Origin of the sequence: Aeromonas sp. QDB25, assembly GCF_027707725.1 — a bacterium.
Taxonomy (GTDB): Bacteria; Pseudomonadota; Gammaproteobacteria; order Enterobacterales; family Aeromonadaceae; genus Aeromonas; species Aeromonas caviae.
This window is the reverse complement of record NZ_JAPCIZ010000002.1, coordinates 115,742-136,572: the sequence shown is the minus strand read 5'-3', so window position 1 is coordinate 136,572 and position 20,831 is coordinate 115,742. Positions and strand designations below refer to the sequence as shown.

Sequence of the window (20,831 nt, the reverse complement as noted above, 5' to 3'; positions counted from 1 at the left end):
ACCTTATTTGACGGCCAGCAGGGAGCGGAAGCCGCCGCTGCGCACCACCAGGATGAGCACAGGCGCCCCGATGAGCGCCAGAATGACGCCGTTGGGCAGCTCGTAGGGCTGGATCAGCCAGCGGGCCAGCACATCGGCACCGAGCAGAAAGAGCACCCCGAACAGGGCGGAGAAGCGTACCTGGATGGCGAGGCGAACCGGCTCCACCAGGCGGGCGCAGTAGGCGGCGAGGAAGCCGACAAAGCCGATGGGACCGGCGATGGCGATGGCGCAGGCGGTGAAGAGCGTTGCGGCCAAGAGCACGCCGATCCGCACCCGGGTGGGGCGGATGCCGAGGGCCCTGGACTGGTGATCCCCCATCTGCATCAGGGTGAGAGGGCGACAGAGCGCCAGGGTCAGCAGCAGGGCGGCCAGGGCGAAGGGGACCACGGTGAGTACCGCTTCCAGACTGGAGGCGGCAAGGGACCCTAAGTTCCAGAAGCGGAACTGCTCCAGCACCACCCGGTTGGAGAGCAGCAGGAAGTTGGAAAGACCGCCGAAGGTGGCGGAGAGGGCGACGCCTACCAGGATGAGCTTGAGGGGGTTGGAGCGCCCCACCATGAGGCCGAGGCCCAGCACGATGAGGTTGCCGAGCAGGGCCCCCATGCCGGACCAGAGCAGATACCCGTAGGCGGATTCGACGCCAAACCAGGTGAGGCCGATCACCAGAGCAAAGACGGCGCCGGCATTGACCCCGAGCAGGCCGGGTTCGGCCAGAGGGTTGCGGGTGGCACTTTGCAGCATGGAAGCCGCCAGGGAGAGTGACGCCCCCACCACCAGGGCTGCCAGGGTACGGGGCAGGCGCAGGGTATGGACTATCATGGCGAGCTTTTCATCGGCCACGAAGGCGGGATCGCCCATCAGGAAACCGGCGACCTCGCGGCCACCATAGACACCGGCCCCGGTGGCCAGTGACAGACAAATCAGCAGGAAGAGGAGCAGCACGCCGAGCCAGAACAGCCGAGCTTGGTATCTGAGCACTCAATGACTCCTTGAATTCGGGGAGGCAGAAACGCAAAAAGGGAGCCCCGCGACCGGGGCTCCCGCATACAGGATGGATTACAGCTTGTAATCGACCCCTGCGTAGACGGTGCGACCTTCCAGGATGAAGTCGGCGTCGGTCGCCACCTCGTCACGCTGGGTGTTGGTGAGGTTGGTGATGCCGAGCTTGAAGTCCAGGGCCGGCGTGACGGTCCACTTGGTGTTCACGTCCAGGGTCTGGTAGTGCTTGGAGGTGAATGCCTGGGCGTTGCGGGCCGGCACCTTGATCACCTGGCTGCCGACATACTGCCAGGCCAGGTTGGCGCTGACCACGTCGCTCGCCTTCCAGTCCAGGCCGATGTTGCCGGTGTGATCCGGGGTCTTGGCCAGATCGTCACCCGTGCTCTTGTCTTCGGAGTCCAGCAGGGTCAGGTTGCCGGTCAGCTGCACGTTGTCCAGCACGTCGAACCAGCCGGTCAGCTCCAGCCCCTTGATGCGGGCCTTCTTGACGTTGAGGTAGGTCATGACGGTCGGACGGTAGCCCGGGCCCCACTGATCGCTCTGGATCAGATCCTCGATCTCGTTGTGGAAGCCGGTCACCCCTGCGCCGAAGCGATCGGCGTTGTAGGCGGTGCCAAGCTCGTAGCTGACGGAGGTTTCCGGCTTCAGATCCGGGTTGCCTATCACCTTGCAGGCGCCGCGGCAGGCGGTGGTGGCGAACCCTTCGCTGGACTGGGCCAGGGTCGGGGCCTTGAACGCCTTGCCGGCGCCGCCCTTGATCACCCACTCGTCACTCAGGGAGTAGAGGGCGTAGGCACGGGGGCTGAACTCGTTGCCATAGGTCTCGTGGTGATCCAGACGGCCGGAGAGCGTCAGGGCCAGATCCCCAAAGCCGAACTCGTCTTGCAGGTAGAGAGCGCTCTGGCTCGCATCCACGCTGCCGTTCTGGATGCTGCGGCTGTGCTCCAGCTCGGTCTTGCGGAACTCTGCACCCGAGGTCAGCAGGTGATCCCCGAGGTAGCCGCTCAACTGGCCATCCACCGTGTTGTTGGTCTGGGTGATGTCGGCGGCGCCACCGTTGAGCTGGGAGTCATCCATCAGATCGGTCTGCTCGAAGTAGTAACGAGCGCGGCTGTCGAAGTGTTCCCAACGGCCGTTGTGGGTCAGCCCCAGGCTCAGGCGATCGAGTTTCTGCACGTTGTGGGGAGTGGCCGGTGCGGTCGGGGCACGGGGCACGTTGTTGAAGTAGCTGTCCATGTCGTTCTGGTTGTAACCCAGATCGAAGTCGATGTCCTGGTTGTCGGCCACCAGCCACTTCAGGCTGGAGAGCACGTTGACCACTTCCCGTTTTTCCAGGGCGTCGGCATCCGGGTTGTTGGACTGCTCGCTCTTCCAGCGATCCCGCTGATAGCCTTCCACCACCACGCTGCCCAGCAGCTTGTTGTCGATCAGGGCGCCGGAGACGAAGGCGCTACCCTGGTTGGCATCCCCGCCATCCCCCTTGGTGGGCATGGTGTGGGTGTAGCCGACGGCCGCTTCGGTGTTCTCCTTGGCCTGGCGCAGGATCACGTTGACCACGCCGCCGAGGGCATCGGCCCCGTACAGGGAGGAGACGGGACCGCGGATCACTTCGATGCGCTCGATGGCGGCCATGGGGATGGAGCTTAAGTCGAAGTCGTTGCCAAAGGAGCTGCCCAGGGTCTCGCGGGCGTTGACCCGCTTGCCGTTGACCAGCAGCAGGGTGTAGTCACCGCCCATGCCGCGGATCTTGATCTCGTTGCGACCCGTGGGGTTGGTGCCGATGATGTTGACACCGGGCACGTGCTTGAGGGCATCGCCGATGTTGTTGACGTTCATCTTGTCCAGATCGGCGCGGGTGACCACGGAGACGCTGGCCGGGGCGGTCAGCTCGGTGTGCTTGGTCTGGGTGGCGGTGACCACCACCGTCTCGTTGACCTTGACGGACTCGGCCTGGGCCAGGCCCGGTACGGCCAGCAGACCAAGGGAGAGCAGAATGGGGTTCAGTTTAAAGAGGCCGTGCTGCAACTGCATTGTCAAAAACTCCATGGATATAACTGAGGTTATGGGGTCCGGATTCTTCTGAACCGGTGCTCACTGACTTCCTTGTCTGGCGGTGCCAGAGGCAGGATTATTGTTATCTCTTGTGCGCTTCAGGCCCCGGATGAGGAACCAGACACCGGCGCAGGCCACCAGGGTGCACGCAATGTTGATCCAGGCCAGGGTGGGGAAACCGTGCAGGGCGCCCCCCTCGTCGGAGACCAGATATCTGGCGGAGAACAGGCTGCCGAGGCCCGCCGCCACATTGGTGACCGAGCCCTGGAAAGACATGAAGGCGGCGCGCTGATGGGGGGCTGGAATGGCCGCCGTGACCGCGAGGGTGGTGCTGGCACGGGCGGAGCTCAGGGCCATGAAGAGGGTGAACAGCAGATAGAGAGGCAGGCCTGCCGGCAAGGCAAAGCCCACCAGGGTGATCAGGGCCAGGGCCAGGCTGGTGAGCAGGATGGCGCCCTGGGCGCGGCCCTGATCGATCCAGCCGCCGCACAGGCGCATGGTGGCCATGCTGGCAAGGCCGCCGCACAGATAGAGGCTGGCGATCTGCTCGCGCGGGAAACCCAGGTTGAACTGGAAGTAGTTGGCAAAGTGCGGAATGAGCAGGAAGTGGCCGAACATCTGCAGGCAGAGGATGAAGAGGGCTCCCTGGCAGAGCGGTGACCCCAGCAACTGGCGCATCCCCTGGCCTGCCGGGGCCCGGTTGACCGGCAGGGACGGCAGCCAGATGGCACACAGCAGGGCCAGCAGCAGGCCGCCAGCACCAAACAAGAGGAAGGGGCTCTGCCAGCCAGACCACTGGGCCAGCACGAGGGCCGCGGGCACGATCAGAATGGCGGCCAGGGAAAACGCCATGCCCACGTAGGCGAGACGGCGGCCCCGCTCGGCGGGCGGTACCAGATCCAGCACCGCCGCCATCAGGATGGCCCCAAGGGGGCCGGCCACGCAGCCGGACAGGATAAAGATCAGCAGCAGGGTCTGGCTATCCTCGGCCAGGGCGCAAGCCATCAAGAGCAGGAAGCGCAGGACCAGCAGTACCAGCAGGGCGGGTTTGCGGTTGACCCGATCGAGCCAGGGGGCGGCCAGGAGGCCCAGCAGGGCGGCTCCCAGAGTGGCGCCACCGCTGAAGTAACCTGTCTGCTCCGGCAGCATCCCCAGGTGGGTTACCAGTTCCGGGCCAAGGGGCATCACCATCATCATGCAGCCCATGGAGAGCATGTTGATGAGCAGCGCCAGGTGGATGGCGGCAGGGGTGTATGCGACGGATTCTGGCTTCATCAGAGGCTGACTCGAAAAAATGAGTCCGAATTGTATCCGAGGGTTTTTGTTGTGACAACAAATGATAACCATTTTTATTTGTATTGATTGGTATCTTAACGAGTCTTTATCAGGTGCCTCTGTGTGGGGTTGCATACCAGGCCCGTTGCAATCGGGGCGCCATGGACCATGATGGCAGGAAGCGAGAGGGTGGCGGTGAACGCCGGGAGGAGAAGATGCGCGCTGGATCAGGGTATTGGGGGCTGGGGTGCTGCCTGTTGCTGGCATTGCCCCTGAGGGCCGAAGTGAAGGTCATACCGGTATTCGAGGCGGATGCCGCGGTGCAGACGCTCAAGGAGATCTACCCGGATCTCGGGGTGAGCGCCATGGGCAACCAGCTGGTACTGAGCGGAACCCCCGCCCAGTTGCAGGAGGCCGAGCGTACCCTGGCGCAAGTGAACCAGCCGCCCCAAAGCCTGCTCATCGAGTGGCGGGTGGATGGCGCCTCCAGCAGTCAGCAGGCCGGAGTGGGGCTGGGCCTGGATGCCAAACGGCAGTGGCTGCTGGAGGGGGATGCCCGGCACTATGAACGCAGCCAGAGTGACAACTGGCAGGTGCGTGGCCTCTCCGGGCGGCCCGTGTTGTTGCAGATGGGGTCCTATCAGCCGGTCACCTTTTACCAGTGGCAGGGGGGAAGGGTGGTGGGCATGATGCCGCTGATGAACGGTCTCTACGCCACCGCGACCCTGATAGGGGACAGGGTGCAGGTGGCCCTCAGCAGTGAACAGGCAAGAGTGGAGCGAGGCAACATACACACCGGCCAGAGTGCCACCGAGGTGAGCGGCGCCCCGGGCCAGTGGCTGACGGTGGGGGAGCTTTCCACAACCCAAGGCAGCCGGGAGGCCGCGATCGCCAATCCATCAGGCATGGGCGGAGCCAGCGGCAGCGAACGCCAGACTCTGCAGATCCGGGTCACGCGCCAGTGAACCAGCCTGTCAGTGGGGCTGATCCAGAGCGTAATCCCGCAACTGGCGGCTTCTTAGCAGATACCAGAGCGCCCAGAGGCTGGCGATGAGCACCAGGGCGGTGGGCCAGTTGAACGACCACTGCTGCAGATTGAGGCTGTGCAGTTGCATCACCAGGCCGCTCGCGGTGGAGCAAAGCAGCAGAGCGCGGCTGTGGCGTCTGAGCCAGGCTCTGGCACTGTGGGTCTGGCGATGGGTGCCGCCGCAGGCGAGCAGCGCCAGCATGGCGGGCACGTCCGTCAGCAGGCTGACATAGAGGGTGAGCTTGTCCGGGTAGAAGAGGGTCAGGATGGCGCTGCCACTCTCCCGGGTGACCCCCGCCATCAGAAACAGCCAGACCGAGCGGGTCAGCAAGAGGGCGATGGGCCAGAACCAGAGCGGGGGGCGCAACTGGCCGTGATCGTCGTAACGGTGTTCGGGGTAGAGGGTCATGGTGGCCCGGTATCCATTCATGCAGTGCGAGTGATGAAGGGGATATGGGGCACAGGGCAGGCCATTGCAAGGCCGGCAACGGCCGGGAATTAATCGGGGGGCCAGCCCCCCCAATCCACAGTCTTTAGTTGCCGGGTTCCGGCGTCACAGCCAGCCTTTTCTCTTGAAGAAGAGACCGGTGCCCAGCGATGACATCACCATCAGCACCAGGGAGAGGGGATAGCCGTATTCCCAGGCGAGCTCCGGCATGCGGCCGAAGTTCATGCCGTAGATGCTGGCGATAAGGGTCGGCGGAAGGAAGATCACCGCGGCTACCGAGAAGATCTTGATCACCTTGTTCTGCTCCAGATTGGTCACCCCCATGGAGGCCTCCAACTGGAAGTTGATCTTGTCGAACAGGAACTGGGTATGGGGCAGCAGGGATTCCACGTCGTGCAGCATCTCGTCGATCCACTTGTTCTGCTCCCCCGTCATGCGCTGGCGCAGACTGCGTTTGAGGAAGCGCAGGGCGCGGCGGGTATCGTGCAGGGAGAGACGGATCTGGCCGTTGGCCTCTTCCTGGGCCATCAGCTCCTTGAGCATGGGGTTGATCTGGTCCGGCTCGAAGATCTGATCGGCGGTGTTCTCCAGGGTCTTGTAGCCATCCTCGATGAGATCCGAGAGATACTCCACCTTGAGGTTTTGCACCTCCAGCAGGATGTCGAGGGCGTCTTCGACCTCCAGCCTGTCCTGGCGCATGTAGTGGCGCAGCAGACGCACCAGGCCGATGTCATCCTCGCGAATGCTGATCAACAGGTTGTTGCGCAAGGTAAAAGAGACGTGCACACCCTTGGTGTCGCGACCGATGCGCTGGGGAAACAGGGAGTGGATGTGCAGACCGTCGGTGTCCCAGTAGAATCGGGCGGATGCCTCGATGTCATCGAGCTCCTCCTTGTCCGGCACCTCTTCCAGGAACAGGCCCGTCAACCATTCTCGCTCCGCTGTGTCCGGCTTGTAGGCATCCAGCCAGACGGTGTTGTCGGGAACGATGTCATCCGGCCCGAGCGTGACTATGTCCAGCACCTTGTTGTTGAGAATGTAGGCGGTGATCATCTGTCCCCCCTTAAGAAGTCATGGGTAATCAGGGATGGTTGCACAGGTTCATGCGGCCTTAGATCGCACGGAAAGCGATCCCATGAAATAGCATAACGAGGCCGATGGACAACCTGAATGCGGCGAACTATACAGGGGCGGGACCCGCTTGTCAGGGCCTATTCATCGGGGGTTCAGCCTGTTCGCTCAAAAAAGCGGCGAGGTCGGATCAGCCACGCCGACCTCGAAACGGGCGATCCCGACGTCGCCTCCTTTGTTCGCCCTGGAGTGGAGGAGGGCCCGGGCTCACCGGCGGGAATGACGGGTTGCTGGTCGCCCTGCGACAGCCCCCGGCCAAGCGCAGAAAACGGTCTCCGTGCGGTGTTCCGGGGCTGCGTCTCCTTGTTATCTGCTCTGGTTTGCGAGGGCAAGCCTGTTACAGATTGGGATAGTTGGGGCCCGAGCCGCCCTGGGGCGGCGTCCAGACGATATTCTGGCTGGGATCCTTGATGTCGCAGGTTTTGCAGTGAATGCAGTTGGCGGCGTTGATCTGCAGCCTGGGCCGGGTATCCCCATCAAGGATCTCGAACACCCCCGCCGGGCAGTAGCGCTGGGCGGGTTCGGCCCAGGTGGGCAGGTTGACCTCGACCGGAATGCGCGCGTCCTGAAGGGTCAGGTGACAGGGTTGATCCTCGTCGTGGCTGGTGCTGGCCAGATAGACGGAGGAGAGCTTGTCGAAGCTGAGCTTGCCGTCGGGTTTGGGGTAGTCGATGGGCTGGCAACGGCTGGCCAGGCGCAGCTGGCGGTAATCCGGCTCCTTGTCCAGCAGGGTAAAAGGAGAGGTCAAGGCAAAGAGTCGCTGCTCCAGCCAGTTGAAGGCGCCGCCGAGCCAGGGGCCGAAGCGGTGCAGTGCGGCCCCAACGTTGCGGGCCCTCTTCAGTTCCCGGGTCAGCCAGCTTTGCAGCAGCGCGTCCTGAAACTCGGCCAGATCCCGTCCCCCTTCATCCCCTCCTCGCAGTGCCATGGCGACCGTCGCGGCCGCCACCATGCCGGACTTCATGGCGGTGTGGATCCCCTTGATGCGGGAGAAGTCCAGGGTGCCCGCATCACAGCCGATGAGCAGGCCGCCGGGAAAGTGCATGCGCGGCAATGAGTGCCAGCCCCCCTTGGTGATGGCCCGTGCGCCGTAGCTGATGCGCTCGCCCCCCTGCAACGTTGCCGCGATGAGGGGGTGGTGCTTGAGACGCTGGAATTCGTCAAAGGGGCTGAGCCAGGGATTCTGGTAGTTGAGATCGACGATAAGGCCGACCGCCACCTGATCCTGGGCCAGATGATAGAGATAGAAGCCCCCCTGACTCTTGTTGCCCTTTCCCTCACCAAGGGGCCAGCCGCTGCCATGGAGCACCCGCCCAGGATGGGATTGTCCCGCAGGCACCTGCCACACCTCCTTGAAGCCGATGGCGTAATGCTGCGGCTGGGCGTTATTTTCCAGATGGAACCGGGCGATCAGCTGTTTGCCGAGGTGGCCGCGCGCCCCTTCGGCAAACAGGGTATAGCGGCCATACAGGGCCATGCCGGGCACGTGATCCGGCTTGGGGTTGCCCTCCTTGTCGAGACCCAGATCGCCGGTCACCACCCCGCGTACCCGGCCCTCCTCCACGATGAGGGTGCTCGCCGCAAAGCCCGGGTAGATCTCGACACCGAGGGCCTCGGCCTGCTTGCCGAGCCAGCGGCAGAGGGTGCCGAGGCTGATGATGTGGCTGCCGTCGTTGTGCATGCGGGGTGGCACCGCCCAGTGGGGCAGCTGCAGGGAGCGGCTGTCGCTTTGCAGCAGATGGACCTGATCATCCGTCACCGGCATGCCGAGGGGGGCCTCCTGCCAGCTCTCTGGCAGCAGCTCCCTGAGGGCGACGGGATCGAGCAGGGCGCCGGAGATCAGGTGGGCGCCGATCTCGGCCCCCTTCTCCAGCAGGCAGACCGAGAGGGCCGGGGCCTGCTGCTTCAATGCGATGGCGGCGCTCAGGCCTGCCGGGCCGCCACCGACGATGACGACATCAAATTCCATTGCTTCGCGTTCCATCTTGCCTCTGCGCTCGACTTGGCCTAGGGTAGTGCTGGTAGTTTACGTAAACGTAAACCACTTTGTCAGCAGAAAAGTGAGTGACGACAAGGTGGACCCACACAACAGGTATGAGGGATGACCGCCATGAAGCTGCTGGTCGCAGTCAAACGGGTCGTTGATTACAACGTCAGGATCCGGGTCAAGGGGGATGGCTCCGATGTGGAGCTCGCCAATGTGAAGATGGGCATCAACCCGTTTTGTGAAATCGCGGTGGAGGAGGGGGTCAGGCTGCGGGAAGCCGGCGTGGCATCCGAGCTGGTGGTGGTGACCTTCGGTCCCGAGGCGGCGGCCGAGCAGTTGCGCCATGCCCTGGCGCTGGGGGCGGATCGGGCGCTGCACTATGTTACCGGCGAGACCCTGACCCCGCTCACCGTGGCCCGGGCCCTGCAAACGGTGTGCGGGCAGGAGCAGCCCGACCTGGTGCTGCTCGGCAAACAGTCCATCGATTCCGACAACAATCAGGTAGGGCAGATGCTCGCCGCCCTCAATGACTGGCCACTTGCCACCTTCGCCTCCGCCATCAGGCTGGTGGAGGGGGAATTGCAGGTGACCCGCGAGATAGACGGTGGCCTCGAGACCCTCGGCATGGCGCTGCCCGCCGTGGTGACCGTGGACCTGCGCCTCAACGAGCCGCGTTTCGCCTCCCTCCCCAACATCATGAAGGCCAAGCGCAAGCCGCTGGAGAGCCAGCCGTTCGCCGCCCTCGGGGTAGTGCCGGCCGACCAGACACGGCAGCTCGGGGTAATGGCGCCACCGGTGCGCAGCGCCGGCATCAGGGTGGGCTCGGTGGACGAGCTGCTGGACAAGCTCAAGCACGAAGCCCGGGTGCTCTGATGGGCAGGGGCATGAGAGGGATGCCTCCCGCAGGCGTGAGCGCCATGCATGGGGCAGCGGCCCAGGGGAGCAAGGGATCAATGGATGACATGAAGGTGCTGCCATGAGCGTACTTGTGATTGCGGAACATCATCAGGGGCGGATCGCCGACAACCTGGCCCAGCTGGTCACGGCGGCGGTGCGCCTGGGGGGCGAGGTGCACCTCTTGCTGCTGGGGCAGGGGCTGACGGAGGCGGGGGAGCAGGCTGCCGCCCTCACGGGGGTAAACCGGGTGCTGCTGGCGGAACATCCCATGCTGGCGGAGGGGCTCAACGACGGGGTCGACAGGCTGCTCGCCGAGGTGGCCAGGGACTACCAGCACTGCCTGATGGCGGCCAGCAGCCAAGGCAAGGATCTGCTGCCGCGAGTGGCGGCCAGGCTCGGGGTGGAGATGATCGCCGAGGTGACCGGCATCGAGGGGCCCGACACCTTCCTGCGTCCCATCTATGCGGGCAACGCCATCGCCCGGGTGGCGAGCAGCGCCCCCGTCAAGGTGCTCACCGTGCGGCCCACCGCGTTCGCCAAGGCCGGGTCCGGGGCGGAGCGTGCCGCGATGGAATCGCTGCCGGTGGCTGAGGTGCGCTGCCGTACCCGGCTCATCGAGCGGCGTGCGGTGCGTTCCGCCAGACCCGAGCTCGGGGCGGCCCGGGTGGTGGTCTCCGGCGGGCGGGCGCTCGGCTCGAAAGAGCACTTTGCCCTCATCGACGCCCTGGCGGACAAGCTGGGGGCTGCCGTCGGGGCATCGCGGGCCGCCGTGGATGCGGGCTTTGTCGCCAACGACCTGCAGGTGGGGCAGACCGGCAAGGTGGTGGCCCCCGAGCTCTACATCGCGGTGGGCATCTCGGGCGCCATCCAGCATCTGGCGGGGATGAAGGAGTCCAAGGTGATCGTCGCCATCAACAAGGACGCGGAGGCCCCCATCTTCCAGGTGGCGGACTACGGTCTAGTGGGGGATCTCTTCACCCTGCTGCCGGAGCTCACCGCCAAGCTGTAAATTTGCCACAAAGGGGCGAAGAAAGCCGTCCGTGCTGTCTCGCCCCCGTTTCCATGCATATTCTCTGCAAGCCCTGGCCCGTTCAGGGCTTTTGTCTGATGGGGGCCCGGTGGCGCCGGGGCAAAAGGTTGCGCTGGATCCCAAAAAGCCTTTGCCCCCACGGGGGGCTGTCGTGTAAAAACGTTCGAGTCACCGATCACACACATCCATTCACGGAAAGCGTCATGAGCAAACAGATTTACAACTTCTGCGCCGGCCCCGCCATGTTGCCGGTTGAAGTCATGGAGCGCGCCCAGCGCGAATTTTGTAATTTCCAGGGGCTGGGAGCCTCGGTCATGGAGCTTTCCCATCGCGGCAAGCCCTATATGGCGGTCGCCGAGAAGGCCGAAGCGGACCTGCGCGACCTGCTGGCGGTGCCGGACAACTACAAGGTGCTCTTCATGCACGGCGGTGGCCGCGGCCAGTTCTCCGCCGTGCCCATGAACCTGCTGGGTGGCGCCAACAAGAAGGCAGATTACCTGGTGACCGGCGTCTGGGCCCAGAGCGCCGTGGATGAAGCCCAGAAATACGGTGACATCCAGACCTTCCAGGGGGTGGCCAAGAACGAGCAGGGGGTCTCCCACATGCTGCCGACGCCGGCGTTTCGCGCCGATGCCGCCTATGTGCACTACTGCCCGAACGAAACCATCGATGGCATCGAGATGTTCGACATCCCGGCCACCGGCGATGTGCCCCTGGTGGCGGATCTCTCCTCCACCATCCTCTCCCGTCCCCTCGACGTGAGCCGCTTCGGCATCCTCTACGCCGGTGCCCAGAAGAACATCGGCCCCTCTGGTCTGGCCATCGCCATCGTGCGCGACGACCTGCTGAACCAGGCCCGCGCCGATGTGCCGTCCATCTTCGACTACCAGCTCACCGCCAAGAACGACTCCATGTTCAACACGCCCCCCACCTACGCCTGGTACCTGGCCGGTCTGGTGTTCGAGTGGCTCAAGGAGCAGGGTGGCCTGGCGGCGATGGAAGCACGCAACAAGGAGAAGGCCGACTTCCTCTACGGCTACCTCGATCAGTCGAGCTTCTATGGCAACAAGGTGGATGTGGCCTGCCGTTCCCGCATGAACGTGCCCTTCCAGCTGAAAAACGAGGCTCTGGACAAGCTGTTCCTGGCGGAATCGGAAGCGGCCGGTCTGCTGGCCCTAAAGGGACACCGCATCGTCGGTGGCATGCGCGCCAGCCTCTACAACGCCATGCCCCTGGAAGGGGTCAAGGCCCTGGTCAGCTTTATGGATGACTTTGCCAAACGCCACGGTTGAGGCGTGTCTCCCCATTGCCAGACGCCGGGGACTCCCCGGCGTCTGTTTTTCAGACCCATCCTGACCCAGGCCGCCCTCTCCCGCGGTCGTGCCACTGTCGAACTTGCCGCGGGGGACGCGGGCTGTTAACGTCCGGTCAGGTGATTTAATTGAGATCGAACAGGAAGTCTATGAATTCGTTGCGTTTGGAACCCATTTCTAGCGTGGCCGGGGTGGTCAATCTGCCCGGCTCCAAGAGTGTCTCTAACCGGGCCCTGCTGCTGGCGGCTCTGGCCCGGGGCACCACCCGGCTGACCAACCTGCTCGACAGCGATGACATCCGCCACATGCTGGCGGCGCTGACCCAGCTCGGCGTCAAGTACAAGCTCTCCGCCGACAAGACCGAGTGCACCGTGCACGGTCTGGGTCGCAGCTTCGCGGTCTCGGCACCGGTCAACCTGTTCCTCGGCAATGCCGGTACTGCCATGCGCCCCCTGTGCGCCGCCCTGTGCCTGGGCTCCGGCGAGTACACCCTGGGTGGCGAGCCGCGCATGGAAGAGCGCCCCATCGGCCACCTGGTGGATGCCCTGCGCGAAGCGGGTGCCCACATCCAGTACCTGAAGAAAGATGGCTATCCGCCCCTGGTGGTGGATGCCAAGGGGCTCTGGGGTGGCGATGTCCACATCGACGGCTCCGTCTCCAGCCAGTTCCTGACGGCGTTTTTGATGGCGGCCCCCATGGCGGCCGGCGACACCCGCATCCACATCAAGGGGGAGCTGGTCTCCAAGCCCTACATCGACATCACCCTGCACATCATGAAGCAGTTCGGGGTGGTCATCGAGCACGACGACTACAAGGTGTTCTACATCAAGGGCAACCAGACCTATGTCAGCCCGGGGGACTTCCTGGTGGAAGGGGATGCCTCCAGCGCCTCCTACTTCCTCGCGGCGGGCGCCATCAAGGGCAAGGTACGGGTTACCGGCATCGGCAAGCACAGCATCCAGGGGGACATCCACTTCGCCGACGTACTGGAGAAGATGGGGGCACGCATCACCTGGGGCGATGACTTCATCGAGGCCGAGCAGGGGCCGCTCAAGGGCATCGACATGGACATGAACCACATCCCGGATGCGGCCATGACCATCGCCACCACGGCGCTGTTTGCCGAGGGCACCACCACCATCCGCAACATCTACAACTGGCGGGTGAAGGAGACCGACCGCCTGCACGCCATGGCGACCGAGCTGCGCAAGCTGGGCGTGGAAGTGGAGGAGGGGCACGACTTCATCACCGTGATCCCGCCCGCACAGCTGACCCACGCGGCCATCGACACCTACAACGATCACCGCATCGCCATGTGCTTCTCCCTGGTGGCGCTCTCCGATACGCCGGTCACCATCAATGATCCGGGTTGCACCTCCAAGACCTTCCCGGACTACTTCGACAAGCTGGCCAGCGTCAGTCAGGCCTGAGCCCTTTCGGCCCGCTTCGTGCGGGCCTTTTCATCTCTGCCCCCCGCTTTTTTCATGCCTCCTAGCAGCATTATGCAAACTTGCAAGGTGCGATAATAAAATTCCTTGTCGAAGAATGTAATTTTCTATTTACACCGACCCGGCACAGGGCTAGATTGAGATCTCTTTATCGCAGTCATCTAGCAGGAAACTTGGTCATGCAGCATCAAACCGACGACGTTCGTATCAGTGAAATCAAAGAGCTATTGCCCCCGGTTGCGGTGCTTGAGAAGTTTCCGGCGACCGACACCGCCTCGGCCACCGTGTTTGAATCCCGTCAGGCCATCCACAACATCCTGGCCGGCGACGATGATCGCCTGCTGGTGGTGATCGGCCCCTGCTCCATCCACGATCCGGTCGCCGCCCTGGAATACGGCAAACGCCTCAAGGTGCTGCGCGACGAGCTGAAAGATCAGCTGGAGATCGTGATGCGGGTCTACTTCGAAAAACCCCGTACCACAGTGGGCTGGAAGGGGCTGATCAATGACCCCTACCTCGACAACAGCTGCCAGATCAACGACGGCCTGCGCCTTGGTCGCAAGCTCTTGCTGGATCTCAACGACATGGGGCTGCCGACCGCCTCCGAGTTCCTCGACATGATCACCCCGCAATACGTGGCGGATCTGATGAGCTGGGGGGCCATCGGCGCCCGTACCACCGAATCCCAGGTACACCGCGAGCTGGCCTCCGGTCTCTCCTGCCCGGTGGGCTTCAAGAACGGCACCGACGGCACCATCAAGGTGGCCATCGACGCCATCGGCGCCGCCAGCGCCCCGCACCACTTCCTGTCGGTGACCAAGTACGGCCATTCCGCCATCGTCTCGACCGCTGGCAACCCGGACTGTCACATCATCCTGCGCGGTGGCCGCGAGCCCAACTACAGCGCCCGTCACGTGGATGAGGTGGTGAGTGGTCTGGACAAGGCCGGTCTGCCCCAGAAAGTGATGATCGACTTCAGCCACGCCAACAGCAGCAAGCAGTTCAAGAACCAGATGCTGGTGGCCGAGGACGTGGCCGGTCAGCTGCGTGCCGGCAGCAAGGCGGTGTTCGGCGTCATGGTGGAGAGTCACCTGGTGGAAGGGCGTCAGGATCTGGTGGACGGGTGCGAGCTCACCTTCGGCCAGAGCATCACCGACGCCTGCATCGGCTGGGCCGATACCGAGGTGCTGCTGCGCAACCTGGCGGACGCCGTGGCCGCTCGCAACGCCCTCTGAGCCCAAGGCGCCCCGTTGGCGGGGCAATAAAAAAGCGCGACCCTGGGTCGCGCTTTTTGTTTGGCCATCTCTCGGCAGGTCGCGGTTTACTTGGCCCGCTCCTGGTGGCCGCGCAGGCGGATGTTGATCATCTCCACCACCAGCGAGAAGGCCATGGCGAAGTAGATGTAACCCTTGGGAATGTGCAGATCCAGCCCTTCGGCCATCAGCGCCACCCCGACCAGGATAAGGAAGGAGAGGGCCAGCATCTTGATGGTGGGGTGGGTATCGACGAAGTCGCCGATGGCCTTGGCGGCAAACATCATGACGCCGACGGCGATGATGATGGCCAGCACCATGACAGGGACATGATCCGCCATGCCCACGGCGGTGATGACGGAGTCCAGGCTGAAGATGATGTCGAGGATGGCGATCTGCACCAGGGTGGACAGGAAGCCCGCGGTCTTGCTCACCACACCCGCCTCTTCGGCGGCCCCTTCCAGGCTCTGGTGGATCTCGTGGGTGCTCTTGGCGATGAGGAACAGACCCCCCACCAGCAGGATGAGATCCCGTCCCGAGATGGCTTCCCCCAGCACGGTGAAGAGGGGCTCGGTGAGGCGCATCACCCAGGCCAGGGAGAGCAGCAGCAGAATGCGGGTGCCCATGGCGAGCCCCAGCCCCAGGATGCGCGCTTTCTGGCGCTGGGCTTCCGGCAGGCGACCCACCAGGATGGAGATGAAAATGATGTTGTCGATGCCGAGCACGATCTCGAGCAGGGTCAGGGTGGCGAGCGCGACCCAGGCGGAGGGGTCCGCAATCCATTCCAGCATGATTGAACCTTGGTTGAACAGTGATTGAGGTAGAAGCCGCGCATTTTAGCAGGGGGTCATGGCTTGTCCCAGTGGCGGGAAAAGATAAAAATGGCGGCGATCCAACAGGAGGGAAACATGTTTCGATTAGGGCTCATCATCAACCCCGTCGCCGGCATCGGCGGGGCCGTCGGTCTCAAGGGCAGTGACGGCATGGTCGCCGAGGCGCTGGCGCGCGGGGCCGTCCCCAAGGCCCGGGAGCGGGCCCGCCAGGCCCTGTTGCCCCTGTGCGAGCTGACCACGTCATTCGAGCTGCTGACGGTGGCCGAAGAGATGGGGGCCGACCTCGCCGCCGAGCTGGGGCTGCCCCATCGCATCGTCCATCGGCCTGCCGGGGCGCAGACGAGCGCCGAGGACACCCGGGCTGCCGCCCTGGCCCTGCGCGATGCCGGGGTGGATCTGCTGCTCTTCGCCGGTGGCGATGGCACCGCCCGTGACATCTGCGCGGCGGTGGGGGAGTCCTGCCATGTGCTCGGCATCCCGGCGGGGTGCAAAATCCACTCCGGGGTCTACGGGGTGACGCCGGCGGCGAGCGGCCGGGTGGCGGCCAGAATGATCGCAGGGGAGCTTCTGAGCCTGGTGGATGCGGAGGTGATGGACATCGACGAGGAGGCGTTTCGCGCCGGCAAGGTGCGCGCCCGCCACTACGGCCAGCTGCTGGTGCCCGGGGATCTGCGCTACGTGCAGGCGGTCAAGCAGGGGGGGCGGGAGTCCGAGGAGCTGGTGCTCGCCGATCTTGCCGCCGGTGTGGTTGAGCAGATGGAGCCCGATACCCTCTACCTGATGGGGTCGGGGAGCACGGTGGCCGCCTGCATGGGGGAGCTGGGTCTGGAAAATACCTTGCTCGGTGTGGATCTGGTGGAAAATGGCCGGCTTATCGGGCAGGATCTGTCCGCCGCCGAGATCCTGACCCGGATCCGCGGCCGTCGCTGCCGTCTGATCATCACCCTGATCGGCGGTCAGGGACATCTGTTCGGGCGCGGAAATCAGCAATTGAGTCCAGACGTGATCCGGGCCGTCGGGCGCGAGCATATCCAGGTGCTCGCCACCAAAGCCAAGCTGGCGGCGCTAGAAGGCCGTCCGCTGCTGGTGGACACCGACGATCCGGCACTGAACCGGTCGTTGAGTGGTTATCTGCGCATAACCACGGGATACAAGGATCAGGTCATCTACCCGGTGGCCAACCCGGAATAGGACATCAAGGATGCGGCTGGCCTGGCGCCAGAGAGCCGCGATCAACCGGATCGCGGTTCCACTCCCCGAATTTTTTGCCGGCAACCCCGGAAATGAGGCTGCGTTAAATGACGATTCACGATTTTGAACACAAGTTGTTGGGACTGATCGACGCCATGGTCGCCACGGCCAGCGAAGACGAGCTGTTTGCGGGTGGCTATCTGCGAGGGCACATCTCCCTTGCGGTGGCGCGCGCCGAGCTGGAGGGCAAGACCCTGGTGCGGGACGTCAAGAGCTATGTGCTGCGCAGCCTGAACGAGGCCATCTTGCAAGGTGAGCTCTCCGAGCAGGACGAGGTGCTGGTGCAGGAGATGTGGAAGCGTCTGCAGGCCCAGGCGGAAGCTTGATCCCATTCGCAGTTCAAACACAAGTTTAAGTAATCTGCTTCCCTGAGTGTTATCAAAAGGTTAATAATGAGGCTCGCCTTTTGTTTCAGGGATTAAACCATGGCCTCCACCTCACGCATTGCCACCAGACTGCCGCTCGAGATGCTCTATCACTGGGAGCGGCAGTGTCCCGACCGAATCTATCTGCGTCAGACCATCCACCGCGAATACGTCGACTTCACCTGGGGTGAGGTCGCCGACGAGGCGCGGCGCATGGTGTCGGCACTGCGCGCCCTGGGCCTGGTGCCCGGTGACAAGGTGGCGTTGCTCTCCAAGAACTGCGCCCAGTGGTTCATCGCCGATCTGGCGATGCAGATGGGGGGATACGTGAGCGTGCCCATCTACCCCACCGCCAACGTCGACACCATCGAATACGTGCTGCGCCACAGCGAAACCAGGGCGATCTTCGTCGGCAAGCTGGACGACTGGAAGAGCCAGGAGGCGGGGGTGCCCGGGGATCTGCTGCGTATCGCCCTGCCTTACGACACCATGCCGGCCACCCACCAGTGGGACGATCTGCTGGCGCAATACGACCCCATCCCGGACAGCCCGGTGCAGGCGCCGGATGCCCTGCTGAGCCTGGTCTACACCTCCGGCAGCACCGGCAAGCCCAAGGGGGCCATGCTGAGCGTGGAGCGCTACGCCTGGTCCTGCGAGAAGCTGGTGGAGGCGGTCTCCCTCACCGCCGAGGATCGCGGCTTCTCCTACCTGCCCCTTGCCCACATCACCGAGCGGGTCTACATCTACGGCGGCAGCCTGTTCAGCGGTGCCACCATCGCCTTCCCCGAATCCCTCGACACCTTCATCGAGGACGTCAAGCGCTGCCGTCCCACCGTCTTCATCTCGGTGCCGCGGCTCTGGGCCATGTTCCGCATCAAGATCCACGAGAAGCTGCCCCAGAAAAAGCTGGCGCTGCTGCTCAAGATCCCCCTCGTCTCCAGCCTCATCAAGAGCAAGCTGCAAAAGGGGCTGGGGCTGGATCAGGCGCGGGTGCTGGGCTGCGGCTCTGCGCCGGTGGCCCCGGCGCTGCTGGAGTGGTATCACAGCATCGGCATCCATATCACCGAGGCCTGGGGCATGACCGAGAACCACGCCTACTCCACCCTCAACTACCCGTTCCGGGCGGACAAGATAGGCACCGTCGGCAAGGCCGGGTCCGGGGTGACCATCAAGATCTCCGACGAGGGGGAGATCCTCTGTCGCTGCGACGGCATGATGGTGGGCTACTACAAGGATCCCGAGCACAGTGCAGAGGCCATCGACGCCGAGGGCTGGCTGCACACCGGTGACATGGGCAAGCTGGACAGGGAGGGTTACCTCACCATCACTGGCCGCATGAAGGACGTCTTCAAGACCGCCAAGGGCAAGTACGTGGCCCCGGTGCCCATCGAGGGGATGCTCGGGCAGGAGCCTATCATCGAGCAGCTCTGCGTCATCGGCTACGGCATGCCGCAGCCGGTCGCCCTGGTGCAGCTCGCCGAGAGCGCCATGAAGGGGGACAAGGCCGGGGTGGAGGCCCAGCTGGAGGCTGCCCTCAACCGGGTCAACGACAAGCTGGAATCCCACGCTCGCCTGCGGGGCATCCTGGTGGTCAAGAGCCCCTGGAACATCGAGAACGGGGTGCTGACCCCCACCATGAAGATCCGCCGCCACCTGCTGGAACAAAAATACGCGGACATCGGCGAGCGCTGGTCCGGCAGCCAGCGCATCCTGTGGGAGTCCTGACAGGGGCTGGTGCCGCCATATGGGCCACATCAATGACAGTCGGGGGAGCCAGTGGCTCCCCCGCTGTATTTCAGGGGGAAGCAGCCGACAGGGGACGGGCGGGGCTGGTGCATTGACCCCTTCTCCGATGCTTCCCGCCGCCGCCATGCCGCCCCGCGTCGAAGGAACAGGCAGGGAAAGGCATTTGCAAAATCCATGGAAAGGCGGGATCCCAGTGGTTTGGCGAATGCATCTTGGGGTCACACACGGGGGCCGCCAGGGGCGAGGGAGGGGCATTGACCCCTTCCCCGACGTTTCCCGCCGCCGCCATGCCGCCCCTCATCGAGGAAACAGGCAGGGAAAGGTATTTGCAAAATCCATGGAGAGGCGGGATCCCAGTGGCTTGGCAAATGCATCTTGGGGTCACACACGGGGGCCGCAAGGGGCGGGGCATTGACCCCTTCCCCGACGTTTCCCGCCGCCGCCATACCGCCCTGCGTCGAGGGAACAAGCAGGGAAGGTATTTGCAAAAACCATGGAAAGGCGGGATCCCAGTGGCTTGGCAAATGCATCTTGGGGTCACACACGGGGGCCGCAAGGGGCGGGGTGGGAGGCATTGGCCCCTTAACCTGGGCTTCCCGCCACCGCAGAGGAGGTCTGCCAAATAAGGTCATCGGAGGGAGGCCGCCCTCACATGGGGCAGGGGGGCATCTGATGCACGGCGCCAGAGGCGCAGAGAGAGGGGGTGAGGGGCAGGATGAGAGCCGCAGAGAGCAAGAAGGGGAGCCGCAGCTCCCCTTCCCGTTGGCGGATGCCGGGGTCAGACGGCTTTGTACTCAAGCTCGACGGAGCCCAGCGCCTTCAGGGTGGACTGGGCGGAGTCCCGCTGGCTGATCTGGCCATCCTTGCTCTCCAGCAGCACGGCGCGGCGCACGGTGGCGAGATCCTCGCCACCCAGCACCGCGTGGGCGCAGGCCATCTGCATCGGCGGCAGGCTCGGGTTGAAGGCGGCGTTCTCGGCATAGCGGCCGCAGAAGATGCGCCCGTCCTCGAACTGCAGCGCCACCGCGGCATAGCCCTGGCTGTAGGGGGCATAGCTCTGGCGGGCGGCGGCGAGCGCAGCCTGCCACAGGGGGTCGTCGCTCTCGAGCACCAGCTCGTCATGGGCCTGGGGGCTCATCAGGGCATCGGTGATCTCGAGATCGGCGGGGCCGAAGGAGTGGGGCAGGAAGGATTGCAGCTCGCTGAGATCGTCCGGCAGGGAGACCTTCAGGGTCTTGGCGGTGCTCAGCTCGTTCATGAACTGGCGGCAGTGGCCGCAGGGGGTGTAGTTCACGGTGATCTCGGAGATCCCGGTCTCGCCACCCAGCCAGGCGTTGGAGATGGCGGACTGCTCGGCGTGGACCGAGTGGAACAGCCCCTGGCCCGCGAACTCCATGTTGGCGCCAAAGTACCAGGTGCCGCTCAGGCCGCAGGCGATGGCGCCGACGAAGAACCTGGAGATGGGGGCCACCGAGCAGGCGGCCGCCAGCGGCAGCAAGGCCAGACGCAGGGCCCTGTCATCCAGCCCGGTGGCGGCTTTCAGGGTCGCGACCTGGTCCGGGGTGAAACGGGCCTGGAAATCGTCCCCCAGCATGGGCAGCAGGGCGGCCTGGAGCGGGGCGGAAAGGGTCTCGAATGGCTTGGCAAAGCGGGGATGCATACTGTGTCCTCAAAGGCCAATTGGGGGGCCATTGTAGGGAGCAAGCGCGGCGAATTGTGTGAGCGCGCTCACGCCTT

The 20,831-nt window shown here is 64.2% G+C and carries 17 protein-coding genes; 9 read left to right on the top strand and 8 right to left on the bottom strand.

Annotated features, from left to right (window positions below):
- Positions 1–3: 3 nt before the first annotated feature.
- The 3 genes from PG883_RS01480 to PG883_RS01470 form a co-directional block, all read right to left on the bottom strand.
- A complete protein-coding gene (locus tag PG883_RS01480) occupies positions 4–1,020 on the bottom strand; it encodes an amonabactin ABC transporter permease subunit 2 (RefSeq protein WP_010674444.1) in 1,017 nt (338 codons plus the stop codon).
- Positions 1,021–1,098: 78 nt separating this feature from the next.
- Positions 1,099–3,072: a siderophore amonabactin TonB-dependent receptor gene (locus PG883_RS01475; RefSeq protein WP_270806880.1), complete on the bottom strand. Its 1,974-nt coding sequence runs from the start codon at positions 3,070–3,072 to the stop codon at positions 1,099–1,101.
- Between the two features lie 60 nt (positions 3,073–3,132).
- Positions 3,133–4,368, bottom strand: coding sequence for an MFS transporter (locus PG883_RS01470; protein WP_270806879.1), 1,236 nt, complete (start codon positions 4,366–4,368; stop codon positions 3,133–3,135).
- Positions 4,369–4,583: 215 nt separating this feature from the next.
- On the opposite strand from PG883_RS01470, the gene PG883_RS01465 reads away from it, so the two are divergent.
- A complete protein-coding gene (locus tag PG883_RS01465; RefSeq protein WP_041212937.1) occupies positions 4,584–5,333 on the top strand; it encodes a hypothetical protein in 750 nt (249 codons plus the stop codon).
- Positions 5,334–5,342: 9 nt separating this feature from the next.
- On the opposite strand, the gene PG883_RS01460 is transcribed toward PG883_RS01465, so the two are convergent.
- From PG883_RS01460 to PG883_RS01450, 3 genes are all read right to left on the bottom strand, one after another.
- Positions 5,343–5,804, bottom strand: coding sequence for a DUF2919 domain-containing protein (locus PG883_RS01460; protein WP_045524977.1), 462 nt, complete (start codon positions 5,802–5,804; stop codon positions 5,343–5,345).
- 144 nt (positions 5,805–5,948) lie between these two features.
- Positions 5,949–6,896, bottom strand: a complete 948-nt coding sequence (corA, locus tag PG883_RS01455; protein ID WP_005301617.1) for a magnesium/cobalt transporter CorA — start codon at positions 6,894–6,896, stop codon at positions 5,949–5,951.
- A 415-nt stretch (positions 6,897–7,311) separates the two neighbouring features.
- Positions 7,312–8,955, bottom strand: coding sequence for an electron transfer flavoprotein-ubiquinone oxidoreductase (locus PG883_RS01450; protein ID WP_270806878.1), 1,644 nt, complete (start codon positions 8,953–8,955; stop codon positions 7,312–7,314).
- A gap of 126 nt (positions 8,956–9,081) precedes the next feature.
- Here PG883_RS01450 and PG883_RS01445 point away from each other — a divergent pair, with 126 nt between their 5' ends.
- From PG883_RS01445 to aroG, 5 genes are all read left to right on the top strand, one after another.
- Complete coding sequence (locus tag PG883_RS01445; protein ID WP_180344810.1) at positions 9,082–9,831, top strand: electron transfer flavoprotein subunit beta/FixA family protein; 750 nt, start codon at positions 9,082–9,084, stop codon at positions 9,829–9,831.
- Between the two features lie 103 nt (positions 9,832–9,934).
- Positions 9,935–10,864 (top strand): electron transfer flavoprotein subunit alpha/FixB family protein, encoded by a 930-nt coding sequence (locus PG883_RS01440; protein WP_270806877.1) that lies wholly within the window; start codon positions 9,935–9,937, stop codon positions 10,862–10,864.
- A 224-nt stretch (positions 10,865–11,088) separates the two neighbouring features.
- On the top strand, positions 11,089–12,177 hold the full coding sequence (gene serC, locus PG883_RS01435) for a 3-phosphoserine/phosphohydroxythreonine transaminase (protein ID WP_270806876.1): 1,089 nt from the start codon (positions 11,089–11,091) through the stop codon (positions 12,175–12,177).
- Positions 12,178–12,347: 170 nt separating this feature from the next.
- Positions 12,348–13,628 carry a 3-phosphoshikimate 1-carboxyvinyltransferase gene (gene aroA / locus PG883_RS01430; protein WP_042863731.1) on the top strand — a complete coding sequence of 427 codons (1,281 nt, stop codon included), beginning with the start codon at positions 12,348–12,350 and terminating at the stop codon, positions 13,626–13,628.
- 197 nt (positions 13,629–13,825) lie between these two features.
- Positions 13,826–14,881: a 3-deoxy-7-phosphoheptulonate synthase AroG gene (aroG, locus tag PG883_RS01425; RefSeq protein ID WP_041212942.1), complete on the top strand. Its 1,056-nt coding sequence runs from the start codon at positions 13,826–13,828 to the stop codon at positions 14,879–14,881.
- Positions 14,882–14,967: 86 nt separating this feature from the next.
- Here aroG and PG883_RS01420 read toward each other — a convergent pair whose 3' ends face one another.
- Positions 14,968–15,690, bottom strand: a complete 723-nt coding sequence (locus tag PG883_RS01420; protein WP_010674455.1) for a TerC family protein — start codon at positions 15,688–15,690, stop codon at positions 14,968–14,970.
- Between the two features lie 117 nt (positions 15,691–15,807).
- Here PG883_RS01420 and PG883_RS01415 point away from each other — a divergent pair, with 117 nt between their 5' ends.
- The 3 genes from PG883_RS01415 to PG883_RS01405 all read left to right on the top strand — a co-directional run bounded on the left by PG883_RS01415 (position 15,808) and on the right by PG883_RS01405 (position 19,073).
- A complete protein-coding gene (locus PG883_RS01415; RefSeq protein ID WP_042881832.1) occupies positions 15,808–16,923 on the top strand; it encodes an ATP-NAD kinase family protein in 1,116 nt (371 codons plus the stop codon).
- A gap of 107 nt (positions 16,924–17,030) precedes the next feature.
- Positions 17,031–17,309 (top strand): YfcL family protein, encoded by a 279-nt coding sequence (locus tag PG883_RS01410; protein ID WP_010674457.1) that lies wholly within the window; start codon positions 17,031–17,033, stop codon positions 17,307–17,309.
- A gap of 99 nt (positions 17,310–17,408) precedes the next feature.
- Positions 17,409–19,073 (top strand): AMP-binding protein, encoded by a 1,665-nt coding sequence (locus tag PG883_RS01405; RefSeq protein ID WP_270806875.1) that lies wholly within the window; start codon positions 17,409–17,411, stop codon positions 19,071–19,073.
- A gap of 799 nt (positions 19,074–19,872) precedes the next feature.
- On the opposite strand, the gene cdd is transcribed toward PG883_RS01405, so the two are convergent.
- A complete protein-coding gene (cdd, locus tag PG883_RS01400; RefSeq protein WP_010674459.1) occupies positions 19,873–20,754 on the bottom strand; it encodes a cytidine deaminase in 882 nt (293 codons plus the stop codon).
- Between the last annotated feature and the right edge of the window lie 77 nt (positions 20,755–20,831).